Raw genomic sequence first — 22,276 nt, 5'->3', positions numbered from 1 at the left:
CTTATTAGACCATAATTTATTATAATATTCTAGCTTTTAAACATTATAACTGATCCGACAAATAAAGTGGTCCAAGCGCATTTTGAGGAATAGCAAATGATTCGGGATAATGAACTTGCACTAAATAAAGCCCTTCAGGTTTTGCGGTGGGCGCTGCCAGTTTGCGATCTTTCTGCGCCAGCAACCAACCTATCCATTCCACAGGCTGACGCCCTGCCCCGACTTCCATTAGACTTCCTACGATATTTCGTACCATATGATGCACAAAGGCATTCGCCTGAATATCCACAATAATGTATTTTCCTTGTCTGACCACATTTAAATGATGCACATTTCGCCACGGCGTATGCGATTGGCATTGTGCGGCACGGAAAGAAGAAAAATCATTTTCACCTAATAATGCTTGCCCAGCTTGGTGCATTAATCGGTGATCCAAAGGTTGATGATAATGCGTTACGCCTTCTGGTAAAATTGCGGAACGCAGTTTATTGTTATAAATCACATAGCGATAACGACGTGCAGTGGCACTAAAACGTGCGTGGAAATCATCATCGACCTGTTTTGCCCAAGAGACCGCAATATCATCAGGCAAATTGGCATTCACCCCAAAGCTCCACGCACTTTCTGCACGAATGGCATTGGTTTCAAAATGCACCACCTGCCCCGTTGCGTGAACACCTGAATCCGTCCTTCCCGCACAGAAAATTTGACATTCTTCATTCGCCACAAAAGAAATGGCTTTTTCCAACTGCTCTTGCACGCTCGTTACACGCTCTTGCCGTTGCCAGCCAAAATAATTCTTGCCGTTATATTCAATACCTAGGGCAATTTTCATTCTATATTAATCCTTTTAATTTATGTTTTGTACTTTGCCAAGGGAAAGGGGAAGGATAATTGTTTGCCATTATATCATTCCCCTGTAGAAAGAATTTTGCTTTTACCGAATCTATTCGATTTCCTAATCGATAATTTACAGTATATTCTCCAGTACAACATATTTTATATGATTGTTGAAGTAAACTTTGAGATAATAGCCTGTCCATAAAAGGGTGATAAAATATCTCTCCAAATTGCAAAGCCAAATGACGCGGTAAGAAGTAACAATTTGTATCAATTAAATGATACCCTCCCACACTAAGCCAACCCCCTAAAGATTCACAATTATCCTGACAAATAAAATCCCCAGTTTGGGCAACGATATTACGTAATGCATAAGCCCAAAAATTAGCATTCTTTTCCTGTTGCAGGATGGAAGCAAAATATGCTATATGTTCGGGAGAGAACCAATTATCCTCATCAAGAAAGCATATCCAATCTCCCTTCGCTAAGAACAAGCCCATACCGTAAGAAGGATGCCCTAAAAGTGTATGCCCCCCGATATCTAAGGTTCTAGTACCAATATTATAGGGCAACTGCACTATATCAAGATGAGCATAATGGCGATAATGAGATAAAATCTCCATTGCTTTAGGTGCCTGTCCATCAACCATAATTAAATGTTGAATATAAGGATAACTCTGCTGTGCCACGGATTGAATTGCCTGGTTCAGATGAATATTGCCCGTAGTTGGTGTGATTACTGTAATTAATGGAAAATTCATTAAATCTCCTAAAAAATGCAATTTCGTCCATTATAAAGTAAATAAAAAAATATTTTTATCCAATAATCATAAAATGCTATGATCAAAAAATTTTGAACAATTGGAGTAAGAATGAAAGTGGGATTAGTGTTAGAAGGCGGTGCAATGCGTGGAATGTTCACTGCTGGCGTGCTTGATGTGTTTCTTAACGAAAATGTACATGTTGACGGCATAGTGAGCGTATCAGCAGGCGCATTATTTGGCGTGAATTATCCTTCTAAGCAAGCAGGGCGTGTCATTCGCTATAACCTAAAATATTTAAATGACAAACGCTATCTCGGCTTAACTAGCTTAGTGACCACAGGCAATATTGTGAACAAGGATTTTGCCTTTTATCAACTGCCGTTTACGCTTGATCCCTTTGATAATGACACCTTCAAGCAAGCGAATACTGATTTCTATGCCACGCTAACCAATATTGAAACAGGGCAAGCAGAATATGTAAAAATCACCGATCCTTTTGCTCAAATGGAAACCTTACGCGCCACTTCTGCAATGCCCTTTGTTTCACAATATGTTGAAATAAATGGCAAAAAATATTTAGATGGGGGCATTGCTGATAGCATTCCTTTAGATTTTTGCCAAAGGTTGGGCTACGACAAAATCATCGTCATTTTGACCCGCACTTTAGATTATCGCAAAAAACCTTCGGCAAAATGGCTGATTAATGGGTTCTACCGTCACTATCCCCGCTTGGCTGAAAAACTTATCCAACGTGCTGAAGCGTATAATCAACAAATTGAAAATATTATTAAGTTAGAGAAAGCGGGAAAAATTTTCGTCATTCGCCCATCACAAGATCTGAAAATTAAGCGTATCGAAAAAGATCCACAAAAAATTCAAGCGATGTATGAATTAGGGCTGAATGAAGCTGAAAAACAAATGGATAATCTTAGAGGCTATCTTAACGCATAGCGTGCTTGCGAGAAGAACACTATACATCAAGCAAAATTAAAATTGCGGCTTCCCCACCCCATTCTTTCGGCGCTTGGTGTAACGCGCGAACTCGCGGATGCTGCACAAGCCAACGAGGGATTTGGCGTTTCAACGTATAAGTGCCATAGCCTGTCATAATGCTTGCACAATAGATATGCTCTTTTTCACAGGCTTGAATTAACGCCGCGAGTTCCAATTTTGCTTTTTCTCGCGTTAAACCGTGCAAATCTAAAAATAATTCAGGTGAAAAATCACCACGACGTAATTGTTTCAGCAGATAAGTGTCTTCCCCTTCTCGCAAATACTTCACTGCACCCTCTTCATTTAATAAAGGCTCATAATCATCAGAGAAAAAGAATAATGTATCTTCTGTTTCGCGTTGTTCCCGCTGTGCCTGTTTCTGTTTTGTTTGTCTATACATTGGCACGATTTCATTTTGTGTTAATGGTTTGACCCCACGTATTGCATCACGAAATAATGCTTTTTCTTCATCATTTATCATATTCATTGCTATAAACTTCTTAGTATTACCCTATGTTATCGGCAGCCGAATTTCACATTATACAAAATCATATTTGCTATACGATATATGCAGCCCTGATATTGCGTTAAAATATCACAAACACTTTTATTGCCACATATTCATTAAAACCTTGTTCTTAGTTTTTTAACGCAAGCCTTTGCTTTAAGCAGAAATAACCATAGTAAAAAGCCCTATATTATTCAATAGGGCTAAAGGATTTTCAATGGGATGCTCAAGAGAGAAAATCGCCCTATTACGCTTATTCTCCCCAACGCTGAAATAAATCTTGCTCAAGCGTAATACCAAATTGATCGCAAAGACGATTGATACTCTGATTGATAATATCATCAATACTTTCAGGGCGATGATAAAAGGCTGGCATTAAAGGCATTATGGTTGCCCCAATTTCTGCTGCTTGGGTCATTAAGCGTAAATGGCCTAAATGTAACGGCGTTTCTCGCACGCAAAGAAACAATGGCTTGCGTTCTTTTAAGCAAACATCTGCCGCACGGGTGATAAGATCATCGGTGTAACTATGTGCAATACCTGACAAGGTTTTAATTGAACAAGGCAGAATAATCATTCCCAATGTGCGGTAAGATCCCGAAGAAATGGCGGCGCCAATATCGCGAATATCATAAGTTTTATCCGCCAAAGCACGTACTTGTTGAATGCTATAATCCGTTTCGGCACTCAAAGTTTGCTTGGCGGCGTTGCTGATAATTAGATGGGTTTCAAGCTCAGGAACGTTTTGCAACACGCTCAATAGACGTATGGCATAAATCGCTCCTGAAGCACCCGTTATGGCAATAATTAAACGTTGTTTGGTCATTAGCTCTCGTTGTGCATTTCAAGATTAGTGGCGTCTTTCTCACGCTTTTTCTTGGCACTATCATTACGTAAATCGGCAATATGATCAAGATATTCTGGTGTAATGTCGCCTGTTACATAATGCCCTGTGAACACAGAACAATCAAAATCTTTAATTGCTGGATTTTCTTGTTGAACAGATTGGGTTAGTGCATCAAGATCTTGGAAAATCAATTTATCCACGCCAATCAGTGCCGCAATTTCGTCCACTTCTCGTTGATAAGCAATGAGTTCGTGTTTCGTTGGCATATCAATGCCGTACACATTAGGATAACGAATTTCTGGTGCGGCTGAGGCGAAGTAGATTTTTTTCGCTCCTGCAGCACGCGCCATATCAACAATTTGCTCTGATGTTGTACCACGTACAATCGAATCATCTACTAATAGCACGTTCTTGCCTTTGAATTCAGAAGAAATGGTATTAAGTTTACGCCGTACTGCACTCACTCGCTGAGTTTGCCCGGGCATAATAAAAGTGCGTCCCACATAGCGATTTTTTACAAAGCCCTGACGATAAGGCTTATTCAAAATATGGGCAATTTGTAAGGCAATATCATTTGACGTTTCTGGTACAGGGATCACCACGTCAATGTCTAACGTTTTCCATTCACGAGCAATTTTTTCGCCCAGATATTTACCCATATGCACACGCGCAGCATAGACTGAAACCCCATCAATATTGGAATCTGGACGGGCAAAATAGACGTATTCAAAAATACACGGCGTCAATTTTGGATTATCCGCACATTGCTGTGCATAAAATTTGCCGTCAAAGGTGATATAAACCGCTTCTCCCGGCTGAATATCACGTACAAATTCAAAACCAACCACATCAAGTGCGGTACTTTCTGAGGCAAAAATGTATTCTGTTTTGCCATTTTCTTCACGTTTTCCTAGCACTAAAGGACGAATCCCATTCGGATCACGAAACGCAACCATTCCGTGTCCGATAATCATTGCCACACAAGCATAAGCACCACGAATATCATTATGTGTTGCTTTAATCGCGTGAAAAATATCTTCGGGCGAAAGGTGTTGGGTATAAATATGATCAAGATGATAGGCTAGGATATTAAGCAAAATTTCTGAATCTGAATTCGTATTCACGTGGCGGCGAGCGCGTTCGTATAAGGTCTTTTTCAGTTGTTCAGAGTTCGTTAAATTACCGTTATGAACAAGGCTTAAGCCATAAGGTGAGTTTACATAAAAAGGCTGCGCCTCAGAAACACTGGAACTGCCCGCAGTCGGATAACGAACGTGCCCAATGCCAGCATTGCCTTGCAAACGTAGCATATGTACTTGCTGGAAAACATCACTTACCAGCCCATTTGCCTTACGTAAACGGAAGCGATTTTCATCATCAATAGTGACAATTCCTGCCGCATCTTGCCCTCGGTGTTGAAGAACCGTTAAGGCATTATAAATTGCTTCATTGACAGGGCTTGTCCCCACTATACCGACAATACCACACATTCGTGTTATCCCCTATTGAGTTAATGTTGAGTTTAATAAACTGGAATTTTCCTGAATTTTTTGAAAGAACCATTCCACAATAAAGCCAAAGTGCGGGATTAATTTTGATTCTTTCCACACATCACTTTGACTAAAGTTAGTAAAGGTATCGACAAAGAATAAGAGTGCCGCAACAATCAATACCCCACGTAATAAGCCAAAACAGCCACCTAATACACGATCTGTGCCAGATAACCCAGTTTTATCTACCAGTTGGCTAATTAAATAATTCACAATTGCCCCAATGATTAAAGTGGCAATAAATAAGATGGCAATGGCTACACCATTACGAATATAGCCTGATTCAATTTGAGTTAAAAAGTTGGCAACATAAGGATAAAAATGATTTGCGACCAAAAAAGCGACGACCCAGCTTGCAAGAGACATCACCTCACGCACGAAACCACGCAAAAGGCTGACAATAATAGAAAAAGCAATAATTCCGATAATAATAAAATCTAAATAATTGTTCACGAAAATAATCTCTACAATAGATAGGATATTTATGACCGCGCTATTCTAGCAAAAAACGAAAACGTTTGCGTAGCATTATTTGCAGTTTTTTATCCTAAAGGTTAAAAAGTGCCGTACTATATCACTCGCTTTTAGCGGGATCAACAAAGCACATATTAAGAGCATTATAAGGATTGCCAAACGTCTGCGGGCAATTTTTGTACTGCCTTTTTTAGTACGAATGCGAGATCTTGATAAGTCGGTTTCTCTGGCATCTTGACACCACTTCCGACTTTTTCTAACTGCTGACAAATTTGCAAAAATTGCACCGCACTTTGTTGAGGCAATGGTGTTTTCGCACGCTTGCCGAGCCAATAAAGCCCTTGCAAAGGTAAACACAAAGAAAAAAGTGCCGTTAATATTGTTGCCGCCAGTGCCACCATATCCCCTTTGGCGTATATTTGTTGCCATACCAATGCAAACACAGCCAAAAATGGCATCAACTTTTGTGAAAACTGAGTGGCTTTAATTACGCGATTTTCGGGGAAAATCATTCCCAATTTAGGCATTAACGGCCAAGTGTCGAGATATTGTTGTCCTTGTTGAAGTGCGGTGAAAAATTTCATTGTTTTCCTTGTTATGCTGAACGGTAATCAATTTGGGCATTATAGCCCATTCTTTTCCTTTCTCTTGGGTTTATTTTTTATAAAAAAATTTTAATTTTTAATCATTTTTTTGATAAATATCGTATTTTTTCTGCCTTGAGAATTTATTTTATTGAGTGAACAGTGTATCCTATGCAAGATCTAACGACTTTTATATGTCGCTCCGTTTAGGCTATTTTAGACGGATTCCTTTTAACTTAATTAAAGATAGGTTACTTATGTCTCAAAAATTAGTTCTCGTACTTAACTGCGGTAGTTCATCACTTAAATTTTCAATTTTAGATCCGGTAACGGGTGAAGAAAAATTATCTGGTTTAGCAGAAGCATTCCATTTACCCGATGCACGTATTAAGTGGAAATTACACGGTGAAAAAGGCAATGCCGAATTAGGTGCTGGTGCGGCACACAGTGAAGCGCTTGCATTTATTGTGAACAATATTTTCCCACTCGATCCATCATTAAAAGATGAAATTGTAGCAATTGGTCATCGTATTGTTCACGGTGGTGAAAAATTCACTTCTTCTGTTGTCATCAATGATGAAGTGATTCAAGGTATTAAAGACGCGATCCAATTTGCACCATTACACAACCCAGCTCACTTAATTGGTATTGAAGAAGCGTTCAAAATGTTCCCGCACTTAAAAGATAAAAACGTGGCGGTGTTTGATACAGCATTCCATACTACAATGCCTGAAGAAGCTTATCTTTATGCAATTCCTTATTCTTTATATAAAGAGCACGGTGTTCGTCGCTATGGTGCGCACGGTACAAGTCATTACTATGTAAGTCAACAAGCCGCTGAGCGTTTAAATGTGCCAGCGGATCAAGTTAATGTGATCACTTGTCACTTAGGTAACGGTGCCTCTGTGGCTGCCGTTCGTCACGGTAAATGTATTGATACGTCAATGGGCTTAACCCCATTAGAAGGCTTAGTGATGGGGACGCGTTCTGGTGATTTAGATCCCGCAATCATTTTCTACCTACACGACAATCTAGGTATGAGTGTTGAAGAAATCAACACTCTATTAACCAAAAAATCAGGCTTATTAGGTTTAACAGAAGTAACTAGCGACTGTCGTTATGCCGAAGACAACTATGATGCAGAAGCCGCAGCAAAACGTGCATTAGATGTATTCTGTTACCGTTTAGCAAAATATATCGGTTCATATATGGCTGTGATCGGTGAGCGTTTAGATGCTATCGTGTTTACTGGTGGTATTGGTGAAAACTCAGGACTTGTTCGTGAAAAAACCTTAGCGCATTTAACACTCTTCGGTTATAAACTAGATAACGCTAAAAACCTTGCTGCTCGTTTTGGTAACGAAGGTGTGATCACCGCAGACAACACGCCTGTTGCAATGGTAATTCCAACAAACGAAGAACTTGTTATTGCACAAGATACTGCAAAACTTTGTATCTAACGTTATAAACAGACTGCCGAATCATTCGGCAGTTTCTTTTTCATTATTTAACCTAAAGGTTTATTATGTCTCGCACAATTATTCTTATTCCGGTTAGTGCTGGCGTTGGTTTAACCAGTGTTAGCCTTGGTTTAATTCGTTCACTTGAAGAAAAAGGCGCAAAAATTGGTTTTATGAAACCAATTTCACAACCAAATACTGGCGAAGATAAACTCGATCGCAGCACCTCTATCGTTCGTACTAGCACCTCTATTGAAACTGCTGAGCCGTTTATGCTGAGCGTAGCGGAAAGCTTGATTGGTCAAAATCAATCTGATGTTTTATTAGAAAAAATTGTTGAAAATCATCAACAATTAGCTAAAAACAATGAAATTATCATTGTTGAAGGATTGATTCCAACACGTAAACATAGCTATGCAAACAGCATTAACTATGAAATTGCCCAAGCCTTAGATGCAGAAATCATTCTTGTGGCTGCCCCTTCAACAGAAACGCCAGCTCAGCTTAAAGAGCGTGTAGAAGCCGCTGCTTCACAATTTGGGGGTAAAAATAACAAAAACTTATTGGGTGTCGTCATTAACAAATTTAATGCACCAATTGATGAATCTGGTCGTACTCGCCCTGATTTAAGTGAAATTTTTGATGCTTATCAACATAGCCATAGCAACGTGGCTGAAGTATATAACTTATTTGAAAAAAGCCCAATCAAAATACTCGCTTGTATTCCTTGGAATGCAGAACTTATTGCTACCCGTGTCATTGATTTGGTAAAACATTTAGGTGCAGCCATTATCAATGAAGGGGAAATCCAGACTCGCCGTATTCGTAGCATTACTTTCTGTGCAAGAAGCTTACCTAATATGGTTGAACACTTCCGTAATGGTAGCTTGTTAGTCACTTCAGCTGATCGCCCTGATGTGCTAGTTGCCGCCGCCCTTGCTGCAAGCAGCGGTATTGAATTAGGTGGCTTGCTTTTAACTGGTGGATACAAACTAGATAGCCAAATTAAAAAACTTTGCCAACCTGTTTTTGAAAGCACAGGATTGCCAATTTTCCGTATTGAAGGCAATACTTGGCAAACTGCCCTTGCATTACAAAGTTTCAACCTTGAAGTACCTGTGGATGATAAAGAACGTATTGAAAGCATTAAACAATACACAAGCCAACAATTTGATACTGAATTTGTCAATTCAATTGTGGCCGAATCTTCTCGCCAACGTCGTTTATCGCCACCGGCTTTCCGTTTCCAATTAACCGAATTAGCACGTCAAGCGAAAAAACGTATTGTCTTGCCTGAAGGGGATGAGCCACGCACAATCAAAGCGGCTGCACTTTGTGCAGAACGTGGTATTGCAGAATGTGTACTTTTAGCTACCCCAGCTGACGTTCAGCGTGTTGCTGAAGCCCAAGGTGTACAATTAGGCAAAGGTATCACAATCATTGATCCTGCGAGCGTACGTGAAAACTATGTAGCACGTTTAGTCGAATTGCGTAAAAACAAAGGAATGACTGAAGCTCTCGCACGTGAACAGCTAGAAGATACCGTCGTACTTGGTACCATGATGTTAGAAGCAAATGAAGTAGATGGTCTGGTTTCAGGTGCAGTACACACCACAGCAAATACCATTCGTCCACCAATGCAAATTATCAAAACCGCACCGGGTAATTCTATTGTTTCTTCCATCTTCTTTATGCTATTACCAGATCAAGTGCTTGTTTATGGTGACTGTGCAGTAAACCCAGATCCAACCGCAGAACAGCTTGCCGAAATTGCAATTCAGTCCGCCGATTCTGCGAAAGCCTTTGGTATAGATCCGAAAGTGGCAATGATCTCCTACTCTACAGGCACATCTGGTAGTGGTGCAGATGTAGAAAAAGTGAAAGAAGCAACACGTCTTGCTCAAGAAAAACGCCCTGATCTTATTATTGATGGTCCATTACAATATGATGCGGCAATTATGGAAGATGTAGCGCGTTCTAAAGCACCAAACTCACCAGTTGCAGGTAAAGCGACAGTATTCGTATTCCCTGATCTAAATACTGGTAACACCACCTATAAAGCGGTACAACGCTCTGCGGATCTCGTTTCTATTGGTCCGATGCTACAAGGTATGCGTAAACCAGTAAACGACCTTTCTCGCGGTGCATTAGTCGATGATATTGTGTACACTATCGCATTAACAGCAATTCAAGCTACGCAATAACAAAAACTAAGAAAAAATTGACCGCACTTTAAATCTGCACTTTAACCTTAAAATAAGCGTTAAGTGCAGATTTTTTACATCAAAATTTTCTGTCTAAAACGCATAATGATGAGAAAACAACCACATTAAGCTATAAAATTCATCATTCGTAAAAGTTCCATTCTTTACATAAAATAACAATCTATTATTTAAAAAATATCTTTTTATTTAATTTCAATAAGTTAAAAGCATTACCTTAAACATTGTTAAAATTAATACGTAAAAAAATGTAAATAGTAGTTTATTTTTCCACGTTTTTGTTACAGACTATGCACCGCAAACGTGGGGTTTGTATCTCATTATTGAATTATTTATTTAGGAGTAAAAATGAAAAAATCATTATTAGCCGCATTAGTATTAGGTGCAACTTTAACTGTAACTGGCTGTTTCGATAAAGAAAGCAAAGTTTCAGCACAAGTTGAAAATGCAAAATCAAGCGTTTCTGAAGCAAAAGACGCTGTAGCTCAAGCAGCATCAGATGTTAAAGATGCAGCAGTTGAAGCTGCAAAAGATGTAAAAGACACTGCAGTATCAAAAATTACTGAAGCTAAAGATGCAATTACTGAAAAAGCAAGCTCAATGGCTGACGCAGCAACACAAAAAGTGACTGAAATGAAAGATACAGCGGCTGATAAAGTAACTTCTATGGCTGATGCGGCTACCCAAAAAGCAGCTGAAATGAAAGACGCAGCAGTAGAAAAAGTAACTGGCGCTAAAGATGCAGTAGCAGAAAAAGCGGCAGATGTAAAAGATGCTGCCGTAGAAGCAAAAGATGCCGCAGTAGAAAAAGCAAGTTCAGTAGTTGATTCAGCAGCACAAAAAGCAGCTGAAGTAAAAGATGCTGCAATGGACAAAGCCGCAGCGGTTAAAGATAGTGCGGTAGAAGCAAAAGATGCTGCAGTAGAAAAAGTAACTGAAGCGAAAGACGCCGCAGTTGAAAAAATTGAAAGTTTAACTAAATAATTTAGTAATATCAGTGATAACTAGAAAAGGCTAGTATATTTCTAGCCTTTTTATTTTATTTCTCTTTAAATTCAATCAATTCCTTGATAGAATTAACAAAATTTTGGGGCTGATTCTGGATTCGACGGGATTAGCGAAGCCCAAGGTGCACGTCGAGGTGCGGTTGGCCTCGTAAATAAACCGCAAAAAAATAGTCGCAAACGACGAACAATACGCTTTAGCAGCTTAATAACCTGCTCATAGCCTTCTCTCCCTAGCTTCCGCTCGTAAGACGGGGATCAAGAGGAGTCAAACCCAAACGAGATCGCGTGGACGCCTCCGCTTGAGGATCGAAGCGTTAAATTGAATCAAGCTAGCTTAGTTATCGCGTGTCTGTCCGCAGTGATTAAGTGAAATTAAAGACCAGACTAAACGTGTAGTACTGAAGGTAGAGTAATTTCGGACGGGGGTTCAACTCCCCCCAGCTCCACCAAATTTGATTCCCTCAAAGATAATGATTTATTAAAATTAAGAGAGCTGTCATCAATGTTTATTTTGATGATCCTCTAAAGCTACTAGCCTTATCTACTTGTTACTCCTTTTTACTTCCTATTCATTTTTATCTCGATAAGAATAATGTAAATTTTGTAAAAAACAGAATCATCTTAAATTCCGTTATAAAGAGACTGCTAAGTTAGGCTCATCCCTTAATAAAAAAATCTACCATAAAAAAACGGTAGAAATTCTGCTCAAATTTCTACCGCACTTATTTTTTTCAAGGAAAAACTAGAACCCTTCTTTCAAACTTACGGTTAAGTTGAAAATCAGGTGTTCTGGGTGGCTGTCTTTGCTATCGGCGCAGAAATAGCCTTCACGCTCAAATTGATACGCTTTTTCTTCTTTTGCGTTAGCTAAACTTTTTTCTACAAAACCGTGTTTTACCACCAAAGAATTTGGATTTAGCACTTCATAAAGTTCTTCCGCTGCACTTGGGTTTGGCACGGTGAATAATTTGTCGTATAAACGAAATTCAGCTGGTACATTGTCGGTGGCAGAAACCCAATGAATCACGCCTTTTACTTTACGTCCATCGGCAGGATTTTTGCCTAAAGTTTCAGGATCATAAGTACAATACACGGTAGTGATATTGCCTTCAGCATCTTTTTCTACACGCTCAGCCTTAATCACATAAGCATTACGCAAACGCACTTCTTTGCCTAATACCAAACGTTTATATTGTTTATTTGCTTCTTCACGGAAATCCGCTTGATCAATATAAATTTCTTTGGTAAATGGCAGTTGGCGATGGCCTAATTCTTCACGATTTGGGTGATTTGGCGCTGAAAGCATTTCTTGCCCATCAAAGTTCTCAATGACAAGTTTTAATGGATTAATCACTGCCATTGCACGCGGTGCATTTTGGTTGAGATCATCACGAATACAAGATTCTAACGCACTAAATTCTACCACGTTATCTTGCTTGGTTACCCCAATACGGCGGCAAAATTCACGGATTGAAGCAGGAGTGTAGCCACGGCGACGTAAACCTGAAATGGTCGGCATACGCGGATCGTTCCAACCATCAACCACTTCATCTTCTACTAATTTTAATAATTTACGTTTAGATGTCAGCGTGTATTCTAAATTTAAACGAGAAAATTCATATTGATGTGGCAATGGGCGTTTAATAGAAATATGCTCAAGCACCCAATCGTATAAACGGCGGTTATCTTGGAATTCCAATGTACATAATGAATGCGTAATGCCTTCAATCGCATCGGAAATACAATGAGTGAAGTCATACATTGGGTAAATGCACCATTTGTTCCCAGTATTGTGATGTTCAGCAAATTTAATGCGGTATAACACGGGATCACGCATTACCATAAATGGCGATGCCATATCAATTTTAGCTCGCAAACTTGCTTTTCCTTCAGCAAATTCGCCATTTTTCATTTTCTCAAATAAAGCTAAATTTTCTTCCACGCTACGATCACGATAAGGACTGTTTTTACCCGGTTCGGTCAGTGTGCCACGATATTCACGCATTTGCTCTGGTGAAAGTTCATCAACGTAAGCAAGTCCCTTTTCGATCAGTTCAATGGCATAACCATAAAGCGCATCAAAATAATCGGAGGCATAACGTGCTTTACCTTCCCAATGAAAACCAAGCCATTCTACATCCTGTTTAATCGAATCCACATATTCCACATCTTCTTTAACCGGGTTGGTATCGTCAAAACGCAGGTTACACAAACCTTTGTAATCTTCTGCAATACCAAAATTTAAACAGATAGATTTTGCGTGACCAATATGTAAATAGCCATTTGGTTCCGGCGGGAAACGGGTATAAACGTGGTTTACTTTTCCTGCTTCCAAATCTTCATCAATAATATGACGAATAAAATTGGTAGGTTGATGTTCGTTCTGTGTAATATGGCTCATTTTGACCTCAAAATATTCTCGATTTTTGTAAAAAAATTGCCGTCCATTCTACTATGTTTACAGGCAGAATTCAAAAGTGCGGTTGATTTTCCTTGCATAAATGATACAATCCACCCCTAAAAAATGAACGAACGTTCATTCAGCATAAATTAATTTCCCTTAAGCTCTTCTTAAGGAAGATTTTCTATTATAATCACTGAATAAAGCAAAACGATTATTATTTTTCTCGGAGTTTTTATGCGTAAAAAAACGATTTTCTCCCTGCTTGCCATTGGGCTAGTGGTATTTGGTGTTTATAGTTATTTCACCCATTCTAATCAACAAGAAACCACCTATTTAACCGAACAGGTGCATCGTGGTGAGATAAAAAAATCTGTCATTACTGCTGGCACGGTACGAGCCTATAATCGTGTAGAAGTCGGTGCGCAGGCCTCAGGTAAAATTGAAAAAATTCACGTTGTACTAGGACAGCACATCAAGCAAGGCGATTTAATCGCAGAAATTGACTCAAAAAATCAAGTGAATGCGTTAAATTCAGCACAAGCGGAATTAAAGGCTTATCAAGCTCAACTTAACGCCAAGCAAGTGGCTTACAATGTGGCCAAATCGGCCTATGATCGTCTTGCGAAATTATATGCAAGTAAATCAACGTCCTTAGATGAACTGAATGCGGCAAAGAATAATTTATCTGCCACTAAGGCGGCAATTTCTGAAGTGGAAGCCTCCATTCAACGTGCTGAAATTCAGGTGGATACGGCTAAAACAAACTTGGCATACACAAAAATTCTTTCACCTCTTGATGGCACAGTCATTTCCATTCCTGTCTCCGAAGGTCAAACAGTCAATGCGAATCAAACTACCCCAACTATTGTTCAAGTCGCTGATTTAACTAAAATTTTAATTAAGCCCGAAATTTCTGAAGGGGATATTACAAAAGTAAAAGCTGGAATGAAAGTGGAGTTCACTACCCTTTCCGATCCAGATAAAGTGTATCAATCCACCATTCATTCTGTTGATCCTGCCATCACCACGCTCACGGATAATGAATATAAAGAAAGTGCGTCAGATACCAGCGCTGTTTATTACTATGCGAATGTACTGGTAGATAATCCTGATAACCAGCTACGCATTGGAATGACCACACAAAATACGATCATCATTGCCGATGAACAAAATACCTTGCTTATTCCGACAATTACGTTACACAAAGAAGGAAAAGAAACCTTTGTTAATCTATTAATAGATAATAATAAAGTAGAAAAACGCAAAGTTGTTACAGGGTTAAGTGATGATATGAATACGCAAATTCTAAGTGGCTTATCAGAAGGCGAAAAAGTGATTTCCTCACAAGTAACCCGCGATGAAAAAGTAGGTAATTCATTCCGTGGTCCTCGAATTTTATAAAGTGCGGTGGTTTTTTTATGAATATTATTGAATTAAGCCACATTAACAAATTTTTTGGTGAAGGTGAGAACCGCACGCAGGTGTTGAAAGATATTAATTTGGATATTAAAAAAGGGGATTTTATTGCCATTATTGGGCAATCAGGTTCTGGCAAATCCACCTTAATGAACATTATTGGTTGTCTGGATACCGCAACATCAGGTTCTTATAAAGTAGAGGGGTTAGAAGTAAGCCAGCTAAATCGTGATCAACTTTCTGATTTACGCCAGAAAAAATTCGGCTTTATTTTTCAGCGCTATAACCTACTTTCAACATTAAGTGCGGTGGAAAATGTGGCGCTTCCTGCGATTTATGCAGGTATTGATCAACCTACTCGCCTACAACGAGCCAAGCTCTTATTAGAAAAATTAGGATTGGGTGATCGCTTAGAAAACAAGCCAAATCAGCTTTCGGGTGGTCAACAACAACGTGTGAGTATTGCTCGTGCCTTGATGAACGGGGGAGAAATTATTCTGGCTGATGAACCCACTGGCGCATTAGACAGCAAAAGTGGCGAAACGGTGATGGATATTCTCACCCAGCTACACAGCGAAGGTCACACCATTATTTTGGTAACACACGATAAAAACGTGGCAAATTTTGCAAATCGCATTATTGAGATCAAAGACGGCAAAATTATTGAAGATCGACGCAAATCGGAGCAAATTAGCCAAAAGCAAGACATCGCACCGCAAAGCAATAAAAGCCGATTGCAATTTTATAAAGATCAATTTATTGAATCTTTCAAAATGTCTATTAAAGCCATTGTGGCACATAAACTACGTTCCTTACTCACTATGTTAGGGATTATTATTGGTATTACTTCGGTGGTTTGTGTGGTCGCCTTAGGCAATGGTTCACAACAAAAAATCCTAAGCAATATCAATGCAATAGGGACGAATACCATGGATATTTATAACGGAACGGGCTTTGGCGATCGGCGCGCGGTGAAAAATCAAAATCTCACTGTGGCAGACGCTAATATGCTCGCCAAGCAAAGTTATATTGCCAGTGTAACACCAAACAGTTCCGTGAATGGCACCTTAACTTATGGCAATCAAAGTTTTACCGCTCAAGTACGCGGTGTAGGAGAACAATATTTTAATGTGCGAGGGTTAAGCAAAGCAGAAGGGGTATTCTTTACAGCGGATGCGGTAAAACACAGCGAGCAAGTGGCTGTCATTGATGAGAACACGTTACGCGAAGTGTTCAACGATCAAAATCCACTAGGTAAAATTTTGATGATTAATAAAAAACCATTGCGTATCATTGGGATAGCAACTAACAATAATATAGGAACAAACAATTCTAGCTTGAATATTTATATCCCTTACACAACGGCGATGAACAAAATTTCAGGCAATAAAAAAATTAGCTCAATCACAGTGAAAATTCGTGATGAAATTAGTTCAAAAGTGGCGGAAAAAGATCTCACTCGCTTATTAACTGTGCGTCACGGTAAAAAAGATTTTTTTGTATTCAATACCGATACGATTAAACAAACTATTGAAAAAACAACAAATACAATGACATTGTTGATTTCTTCCATTGCCATTATTTCCCTTGTAGTGGGTGGCATTGGGGTGATGAATATTATGCTGGTTTCAGTTACCGAACGCACCAAAGAAATTGGTGTGCGAATGGCAATTGGCGCAAGACAATTTAACATCTTGCAACAATTTTTAATTGAAGCGGTATTGATTTGTTTAATTGGTGGCATTACGGGTGTCATACTATCAATGGTATTAGGCACCGTATTTAATTGGTTGGTGAAAGACTTTACGATGATTTTTTCCACCTTCTCAATTATTGCTGCCCTACTCTGTTCAAGCTTAATTGGTGTAATTTTTGGTTATATGCCGGCGAAAAATGCTTCGCAATTAAATCCAATTACCGCTTTAGCTCAGGAATAGTTTTTTGATAAAATTTCAACAATCAAGCAAATAAAAACTCGGTAAAATAACACCGCACTTTATTTGCTTAACATTTTATTACGAATTTATTTAATAAGGAAAAAATGATGTTAAAACAATCCAAACTCTCACTTGCTATTGGCTTGTCTGTGTTGTTAGCTGGCTGTGCGAATCTTGATGATTCTTACAACGCTTCACAACAAGATTTCCAACAATATGAAGAATTAACCAAACAATACCATATCCAAGAGAATTGGTGGACACTGTACAAAGATCCGCAACTCAATCAACTAGTTGAACAAGCACTGGTCAATAATAAAGATTTAGCCAAAGCCGCCATTGCGGTAAATACCGCACTTTATAATGCAAATTTAATTGGGGCGAATTTAGTACCGAATTTCAGCGGTTCTGTTTCTTCTTCTGCTAGTCGTAATATTAATACGGGCGCCCCAAATCCACAAACCGGTTCTGTTTCAACAATCTCTCACGGTGGCTCATTAAACGTCAGCTATACGCTAGATTTATGGCGTCGTTTAGCTGATTCGGCTTCTGCAGCAGAATGGCGACACGCTGCGACAGAGCAAGATCTTGAGGCGGCACGTATTTCATTAATCAATTCCGTCATCTTAACCTATTATCAGCTTGGTTACTTAAATGATGCCATCAGCACCGTGAATAAAACCATTAATTACTATTCCGAAATTAATCGTATTATGCAAAATAAATTCCGCCAAGGGGTTGCCGATCGTGCAAGTTCGGATCAAGCACAACAAGCGGTTTTAACAGCGCGTAATAGCTTAATCAATTATCAAACGCAAAAGAAAACAGCGGAAGCGACATTGCGTAACTTATTGAATTTAAAACCAAGCGATCCATTAAAAGTGAACTATCCACATATTCTTAACGTGAAGAATGTGGGCGTAAACCTGAATGTCCCCCTATCAGCGATTGCAAATCGTCCAGATGTAAAAGGTTATCAATACCGCTTGAACAGTGCGTTCAAAGACGCTAAAGCAATGCAAAAAAGCTGGTTCCCAAGCATTACTTTAGGCGGTAGCTTAGGTTCTAGTGGAAACAAAATTGATAATGCATTCAATACACCAATTGCAGGTGGGACGGTCGGAATTAGCTTGCCATTCTTGAACTGGAATGTTGTGAAATGGAACGTAAAAATTTCAGAATCAGCCTATGATTTAGCATTAGTGAATTTTGAGCAAAGTATTACAAAAGCATTAAACGATATTGATACTAATTATTTTGCTTACAGCCAAGCACGTCAAAACTTTGCGAACTTAAAACAAACTTATGATTACAATAAACGTATCACGCAATATTATAAAAATCGCTATGATGCAGGCATTTCTGAATTAAGAGAATGGCTAAACGCCGCCAGCACCGAGCGTAATTCTGAGCTTTCTATTTTGAACGCTAAATATAATCTTATTCAAAGTGAAAATGCGGTTTATAGTGCAATGGGGGGATATTATTCTTCAGAAGAATTGTAATTGAGTACAAAAGTGCGGTAAAAACTTTTAAAGTTTGAGTGGCTATTAAAATGTTAACCGCACTTTTATCGTAAAAATAAATATTCCTTTCTGGCTAAAACATAACCTAGTAAAACTAAAATTACTATAAAACCACATACTCCAACGGCACATCAGCTAAATAAGCCAATAATTCTTCCGCCATTTTGCGATAAGAAAGATTGAGAGGTTGTTCCACCATCACAACCCGTTGGATCATTTCTGTTTCTGCGCCACTTAATAACAAATAATTCAATGCCACTTGCATTGCCGGTAATGCGGGGTTAAATGCAGCGTTTTCTGCATAACTTCCACAGAAAATTTGATGATCTTGCAACTGAATCGCAATCCCCGAATAGCTTTGCGAATAAGGGGCGTGAGCTTGGTTAGCGGCATTTAAAGCGGCCAAAATAACAGGATCTTCTGTGCTATAACTTAAACCATTATGATGTTCATCAAACAATCGACAAGAAATAGCCAAATCTTTTGGACCAAAAGAATCAGGCAAATAGTGATGTAGCAAATTATTTTGGCTATGAGGCAAGTGAATATGCAACGTTTCAGCACTGTTTAATTCATTCATAAACTGGCGACAATGTCCGCAAGGTGTATAGTTTACCGTTACGTCCGTTAATTTTCGCTCTCCTCGCATCCAAGCGTGGGAAATGGCACTTTGCTCTGCGTGAATAGTTTGCTGAATATGCGTGGTGCAAAACTCTTGATTTGCACCGAAATAGAGATTGCCACTTTCCCCCATTACAACAGCCCCAACGCTAAAATGAGAAATCGTTGGATTTGCATAACACGCACTAATAGGCAGTAAGACTAATGCCAATTGTTTGGCGGTCAGATGATATTTTTCACATAAATGATTAACCGTAAAATACGGGAGAAAGCCTTGAAAATGCTGTTCTGCAAGGATATTCCAAAGATCTAAAGCCAAAGATGGATGACTTAACTCAGGAAGTGATTGCCGAATTCTCTCTGAAATATGTTGTTGAAGATGATTATTCATTTCGCATTCTCCTTTACATCACGATAAAACATTGTGAATCATAAAGTAGAATGCGATAAAGATCTTGCGAAAGGCATCAATTTTGTGAGCTAGCTCAAAAATCCCATTTTTAATTGCATAAAATCTAGCTAACCTATTCATCTATCAGTAAAAAATAAACAAAATAATGACCGCACTTTACTAACAGCTCAAATGCATATTTTCTATTTTGGTTTCTATCGACTAATGAATTGAATATAAGCCTATTTACCAATTTCCGCCGCCACAAGCATCTGCACCAGTGCATTAAAAACTGGGCTTTCTCTGCGGCTTGAGTAATAAAGGTGAAAGCCTTCATAGCGCATCGCATCATCCTTGAGGACGGCGACCAGCTCACCTTGCGGACTTTCTTGTTTTAAGACAAATTCAGGCAGCCAAATCAGCCCTTCGCCTGCTTTAGCTGCGGCAAAAAGCAGGTCAAAATCATTGGTAATCAATGGGCTTTGGCTTGGGGTGATGGAAAAAGTGCGACCGTTTTTATCGCAAAACTCCCACGCCATCAGGTTATCAAGGCTTGGCAGGCGGTAAAGCAGGCAGCTGTGGCTGTGCAGTTCGTCTACAGTTTGGGGCGTGCCGTGGCGGTCAAGATAGCTTGGGCTTGCCGCCACCGCCATGGTTAAATCAGGACTGATTCGCCGTGCAATCATATCTTTCGCCAAAAATCCGCCCAAGCGGATACCTGCATCAAAGCGTTCATGAATGATGTCGGTAAACCGCACATCGCTGTGCAGCTCAAGGCAGACGTTAGGATAGGCATGGCGAAATGCGGCAAGTGGTTTTTGCAAAAGATAACGAAAAACGAGCGGCGACCCCGTCAGCCGAATACGGCTTTGCGGTTCATCGGCAAATTCCTGCACCAGTTCGGTGCTGTTTTGCACGGCACGCAGCAGTGGTTTTAGCTCATCGTATAGCCGCTGCCCTGCTTCGGTGAGAGCTAGGCTTCTCGTGTTACGCTGCACAAGCCGCACGCCAAGCGAGGTTTCTAACTGTTTTAGACTGTAACTTAGGGTCGATTGGGCGATGCCAAGCTGGGCAGCCGCTTTGGTGAAACTGCCCGCGTCAATAATGGCGGTGAACAAATGTAGGCGGTCAAGACTTTCCATTTTTTATCCGTGGATTATTTGAAAATTAAACGGTAATAAAATTGATTATGCGTATTTTTCGATAAAGTATATCGGAAATGATGGGCTAATCACAGCCTTTTGCAAGCGGTATAATAAACCTGTTGATTATTGATATTAAACAAAAAAGGAAACCATGATGCACACTTTAACCTTAAAAAACGGCGTATCTATGCCCAAAATCGGCTTTGGTGTTTTCCAAATGAACGATGCCAAAGAATGCGAACAAGCGGTACTCAGTGCCATTGAATCGGGCTACCGCCTGATAGACACCGCTGCCAGCTACCAAAACGAACGCGAAGTCGGCAACGCCATCAAACAAAGCGGTATCGCAAGAGATGAACTCTTCATCACCACCAAACTTTGGCTGCAAGATGCAAGCTATGACGGTGCCAAAGCCCAATTTGAGCGCTCTTTAAACCGCTTGCAGCTTGACTATGTGGATTTGTACTTGATTCATCAGCCTTATGGCGATGTGCATGGGGCGTGGCGGGCGATGGAAGAGCTGTATGAAGCAGGCAAAATCAAAGCCATTGGCGTGAGTAACTTCCACCCCGACCGTGTGGCGGATTTAATGGCGTTTAACCGCATTGCCCCGATGGTTAATCAAATTGAAGTCAATCCGTTTCACCAGCGGCTGCATGATGTGCCTTGGCTGCAAACGAACGGCGTGATTGCCGAAGCGTGGGCGCCCTTTGCGGAAGGCAAAAACGGCTTATTTACCCACCCTGTACTCACGCAAATCGGCGAAAAATACGGCAAAACGGTCGGACAAGTGGTGCTTCGCTGGCTGTATCAGCGTGAAATCGTCTCGCTTGCCAAGACCGTGCGTCAAGAACGTATGCAAGAAAACCGCAATATTTTTGACTTTGCCCTAAGCCAAGAAGATATGCTTGCCATCACCGCTCTTGACACCCAAACCTCTGCCTTTTTCTCACACCGCGACCCTGCCATGGTGGCGTGGCTGACGGGCAGAAAACTTGAGGTGTAAACGGCGTTTCAAAATAGCTGCAAGCAAACGCCAAAAGGCGACCTAAAAACGAAAATGAAGTTTCAGGTCGCCTTTCTTGGTAAAATACCGTCTAAAACAGTAAGATTAAGAAGTTAGCCAGCTAGCTTTCCCACAATTTTACGCAACAATGCCACTTCACTTGCCTCTAAATTTAAGCACTGTGCCATCTGCTCGGGGATAGTGCAGGCTTCATCAGCCAAATCTTTGCCCGATGGCGTGAGAAAAACCTGCACCACACGTTCATCTTCTTGACTGCGTTCACGTTTTATCAGCTCTTTGGCTTGCAGGCGTTTAAGCAAAGGCGTGAGCGTGCCGCTATCTAAATGCAATTTCGCCCCAATCTGATTCACCGTCTGACCATCGCACTCCCACAGCACCAGCATCACCAGATACTGCGGATAAGTCAAATCCAGTTTTGCAAAAAAAAGGCGTGTATCGGCGGGTGATTTCTTTGGATAAGGCATAAAGCGGAAAACAGATTTGATGGTCTAATTTAAGCTGTTCATACATTTTCAGGCGGCCTCTCTGTGATATTCATTCATAAAATGGTGTGCAATAGA

General features: G+C 40.0%; 19 protein-coding genes and 1 other RNA gene. 9 read left to right on the top strand and 11 right to left on the bottom strand.

Features of this window, described 5'->3' with window-relative positions; translation table 11 throughout:
• Positions 1 to 43 precede the first annotated feature (43 nt).
• Together truA and L4F91_RS04885 are read right to left on the bottom strand one after the other, a co-directional pair.
• On the bottom strand, positions 44 to 835 hold the full coding sequence (truA, locus tag L4F91_RS04890; RefSeq protein WP_250350289.1) for a tRNA pseudouridine(38-40) synthase TruA: 792 nt from the start codon (positions 833 to 835) through the stop codon (positions 44 to 46).
• A 1-nt stretch (position 836) separates the two neighbouring features.
• Positions 837 to 1,601, bottom strand: coding sequence for a glycosyltransferase family A protein (locus L4F91_RS04885; protein ID WP_395897657.1), 765 nt, complete (start codon positions 1,599 to 1,601; stop codon positions 837 to 839).
• Between the two features lie 111 nt (positions 1,602 to 1,712).
• Between L4F91_RS04885 and L4F91_RS04880 the strand changes: the two genes are divergently transcribed.
• On the top strand, positions 1,713 to 2,555 hold the full coding sequence (locus tag L4F91_RS04880) for a patatin family protein (protein WP_395897656.1): 843 nt from the start codon (positions 1,713 to 1,715) through the stop codon (positions 2,553 to 2,555).
• A 19-nt stretch (positions 2,556 to 2,574) separates the two neighbouring features.
• Here L4F91_RS04880 and smrB read toward each other — a convergent pair whose 3' ends face one another.
• From smrB to yfbV, 5 genes are all read right to left on the bottom strand, one after another.
• Positions 2,575 to 3,078: an endonuclease SmrB gene (gene smrB / locus L4F91_RS04875; RefSeq protein WP_250351694.1), complete on the bottom strand. Its 504-nt coding sequence runs from the start codon at positions 3,076 to 3,078 to the stop codon at positions 2,575 to 2,577.
• Between the two features lie 280 nt (positions 3,079 to 3,358).
• Complete coding sequence (locus L4F91_RS04870; protein WP_395897654.1) at positions 3,359 to 3,931, bottom strand: UbiX family flavin prenyltransferase; 573 nt, start codon at positions 3,929 to 3,931, stop codon at positions 3,359 to 3,361.
• Positions 3,931 to 5,442 carry an amidophosphoribosyltransferase gene (gene purF, locus L4F91_RS04865; protein WP_250350293.1) on the bottom strand — a complete coding sequence of 504 codons (1,512 nt, stop codon included), beginning with the start codon at positions 5,440 to 5,442 and terminating at the stop codon, positions 3,931 to 3,933. The genes L4F91_RS04870 and purF overlap by 1 nt, the downstream gene beginning before the upstream one ends.
• A gap of 12 nt (positions 5,443 to 5,454) precedes the next feature.
• Positions 5,455 to 5,955 (bottom strand): CvpA family protein, encoded by a 501-nt coding sequence (locus L4F91_RS04860; protein WP_250350294.1) that lies wholly within the window; start codon positions 5,953 to 5,955, stop codon positions 5,455 to 5,457.
• A 164-nt stretch (positions 5,956 to 6,119) separates the two neighbouring features.
• Positions 6,120 to 6,560 (bottom strand): terminus macrodomain insulation protein YfbV, encoded by a 441-nt coding sequence (gene yfbV / locus L4F91_RS04855; protein ID WP_395897651.1) that lies wholly within the window; start codon positions 6,558 to 6,560, stop codon positions 6,120 to 6,122.
• Between the two features lie 257 nt (positions 6,561 to 6,817).
• Here yfbV and L4F91_RS04850 point away from each other — a divergent pair, with 257 nt between their 5' ends.
• The 4 genes from L4F91_RS04850 (at position 6,818) to ssrA (ending at position 11,698) form a co-directional block, all read left to right on the top strand.
• Positions 6,818 to 8,020 (top strand): acetate kinase, encoded by a 1,203-nt coding sequence (locus L4F91_RS04850; RefSeq protein ID WP_250350296.1) that lies wholly within the window; start codon positions 6,818 to 6,820, stop codon positions 8,018 to 8,020.
• A gap of 65 nt (positions 8,021 to 8,085) precedes the next feature.
• Positions 8,086 to 10,224: a phosphate acetyltransferase gene (gene pta / locus L4F91_RS04845; protein ID WP_395897649.1), complete on the top strand. Its 2,139-nt coding sequence runs from the start codon at positions 8,086 to 8,088 to the stop codon at positions 10,222 to 10,224.
• Between the two features lie 366 nt (positions 10,225 to 10,590).
• Positions 10,591 to 11,226, top strand: coding sequence for a histone (locus L4F91_RS04840; RefSeq protein ID WP_250350298.1), 636 nt, complete (start codon positions 10,591 to 10,593; stop codon positions 11,224 to 11,226).
• Between the two features lie 105 nt (positions 11,227 to 11,331).
• Positions 11,332 to 11,698, top strand: a transfer-messenger RNA (tmRNA) gene (ssrA, locus tag L4F91_RS04835).
• 293 nt (positions 11,699 to 11,991) lie between these two features.
• Here the strand turns inward: ssrA and glnS are convergent.
• On the bottom strand, positions 11,992 to 13,650 hold the full coding sequence (gene glnS, locus L4F91_RS04830) for a glutamine--tRNA ligase (protein WP_395897647.1): 1,659 nt from the start codon (positions 13,648 to 13,650) through the stop codon (positions 11,992 to 11,994).
• Positions 13,651 to 13,887: 237 nt separating this feature from the next.
• Here glnS and L4F91_RS04825 point away from each other — a divergent pair, with 237 nt between their 5' ends.
• The 3 genes from L4F91_RS04825 (at position 13,888) to L4F91_RS04815 (ending at position 18,511) form a co-directional block, all read left to right on the top strand.
• Positions 13,888 to 15,054 (top strand): efflux RND transporter periplasmic adaptor subunit, encoded by a 1,167-nt coding sequence (locus L4F91_RS04825; protein WP_395897645.1) that lies wholly within the window; start codon positions 13,888 to 13,890, stop codon positions 15,052 to 15,054.
• A 17-nt stretch (positions 15,055 to 15,071) separates the two neighbouring features.
• Positions 15,072 to 17,006, top strand: a complete 1,935-nt coding sequence (locus L4F91_RS04820) for a MacB family efflux pump subunit (RefSeq protein WP_395897643.1) — start codon at positions 15,072 to 15,074, stop codon at positions 17,004 to 17,006.
• A gap of 107 nt (positions 17,007 to 17,113) precedes the next feature.
• A complete protein-coding gene (locus tag L4F91_RS04815; RefSeq protein WP_395897820.1) occupies positions 17,114 to 18,511 on the top strand; it encodes a TolC family protein in 1,398 nt (465 codons plus the stop codon).
• A gap of 124 nt (positions 18,512 to 18,635) precedes the next feature.
• On the opposite strand, the gene cdd is transcribed toward L4F91_RS04815, so the two are convergent.
• Complete coding sequence (cdd, locus tag L4F91_RS04810; protein ID WP_395897641.1) at positions 18,636 to 19,544, bottom strand: cytidine deaminase; 909 nt, start codon at positions 19,542 to 19,544, stop codon at positions 18,636 to 18,638.
• A 242-nt stretch (positions 19,545 to 19,786) separates the two neighbouring features.
• Positions 19,787 to 20,686 carry a LysR substrate-binding domain-containing protein gene (locus tag L4F91_RS04805; RefSeq protein WP_395897639.1) on the bottom strand — a complete coding sequence of 300 codons (900 nt, stop codon included), beginning with the start codon at positions 20,684 to 20,686 and terminating at the stop codon, positions 19,787 to 19,789.
• 157 nt (positions 20,687 to 20,843) lie between these two features.
• Between L4F91_RS04805 and L4F91_RS04800 the strand changes: the two genes are divergently transcribed.
• Positions 20,844 to 21,695 (top strand): aldo/keto reductase, encoded by an 852-nt coding sequence (locus tag L4F91_RS04800; protein WP_395897818.1) that lies wholly within the window; start codon positions 20,844 to 20,846, stop codon positions 21,693 to 21,695.
• Positions 21,696 to 21,808: 113 nt separating this feature from the next.
• On the opposite strand, the gene L4F91_RS04795 is transcribed toward L4F91_RS04800, so the two are convergent.
• Positions 21,809 to 22,099: a MarR family winged helix-turn-helix transcriptional regulator gene (locus L4F91_RS04795; protein WP_395897637.1), complete on the bottom strand. Its 291-nt coding sequence runs from the start codon at positions 22,097 to 22,099 to the stop codon at positions 21,809 to 21,811.
• Between the last annotated feature and the right edge of the window lie 177 nt (positions 22,100 to 22,276).

It is taken from the genome of Avibacterium sp. 20-126 (assembly GCF_044358625.1).
In the GTDB taxonomy this organism is placed as follows: Bacteria; Pseudomonadota; Gammaproteobacteria; order Enterobacterales; family Pasteurellaceae; genus Avibacterium.
Note: the sequence above shows the minus strand (reverse complement) of the source record. Positions and strands in the feature narration are given on the sequence as shown.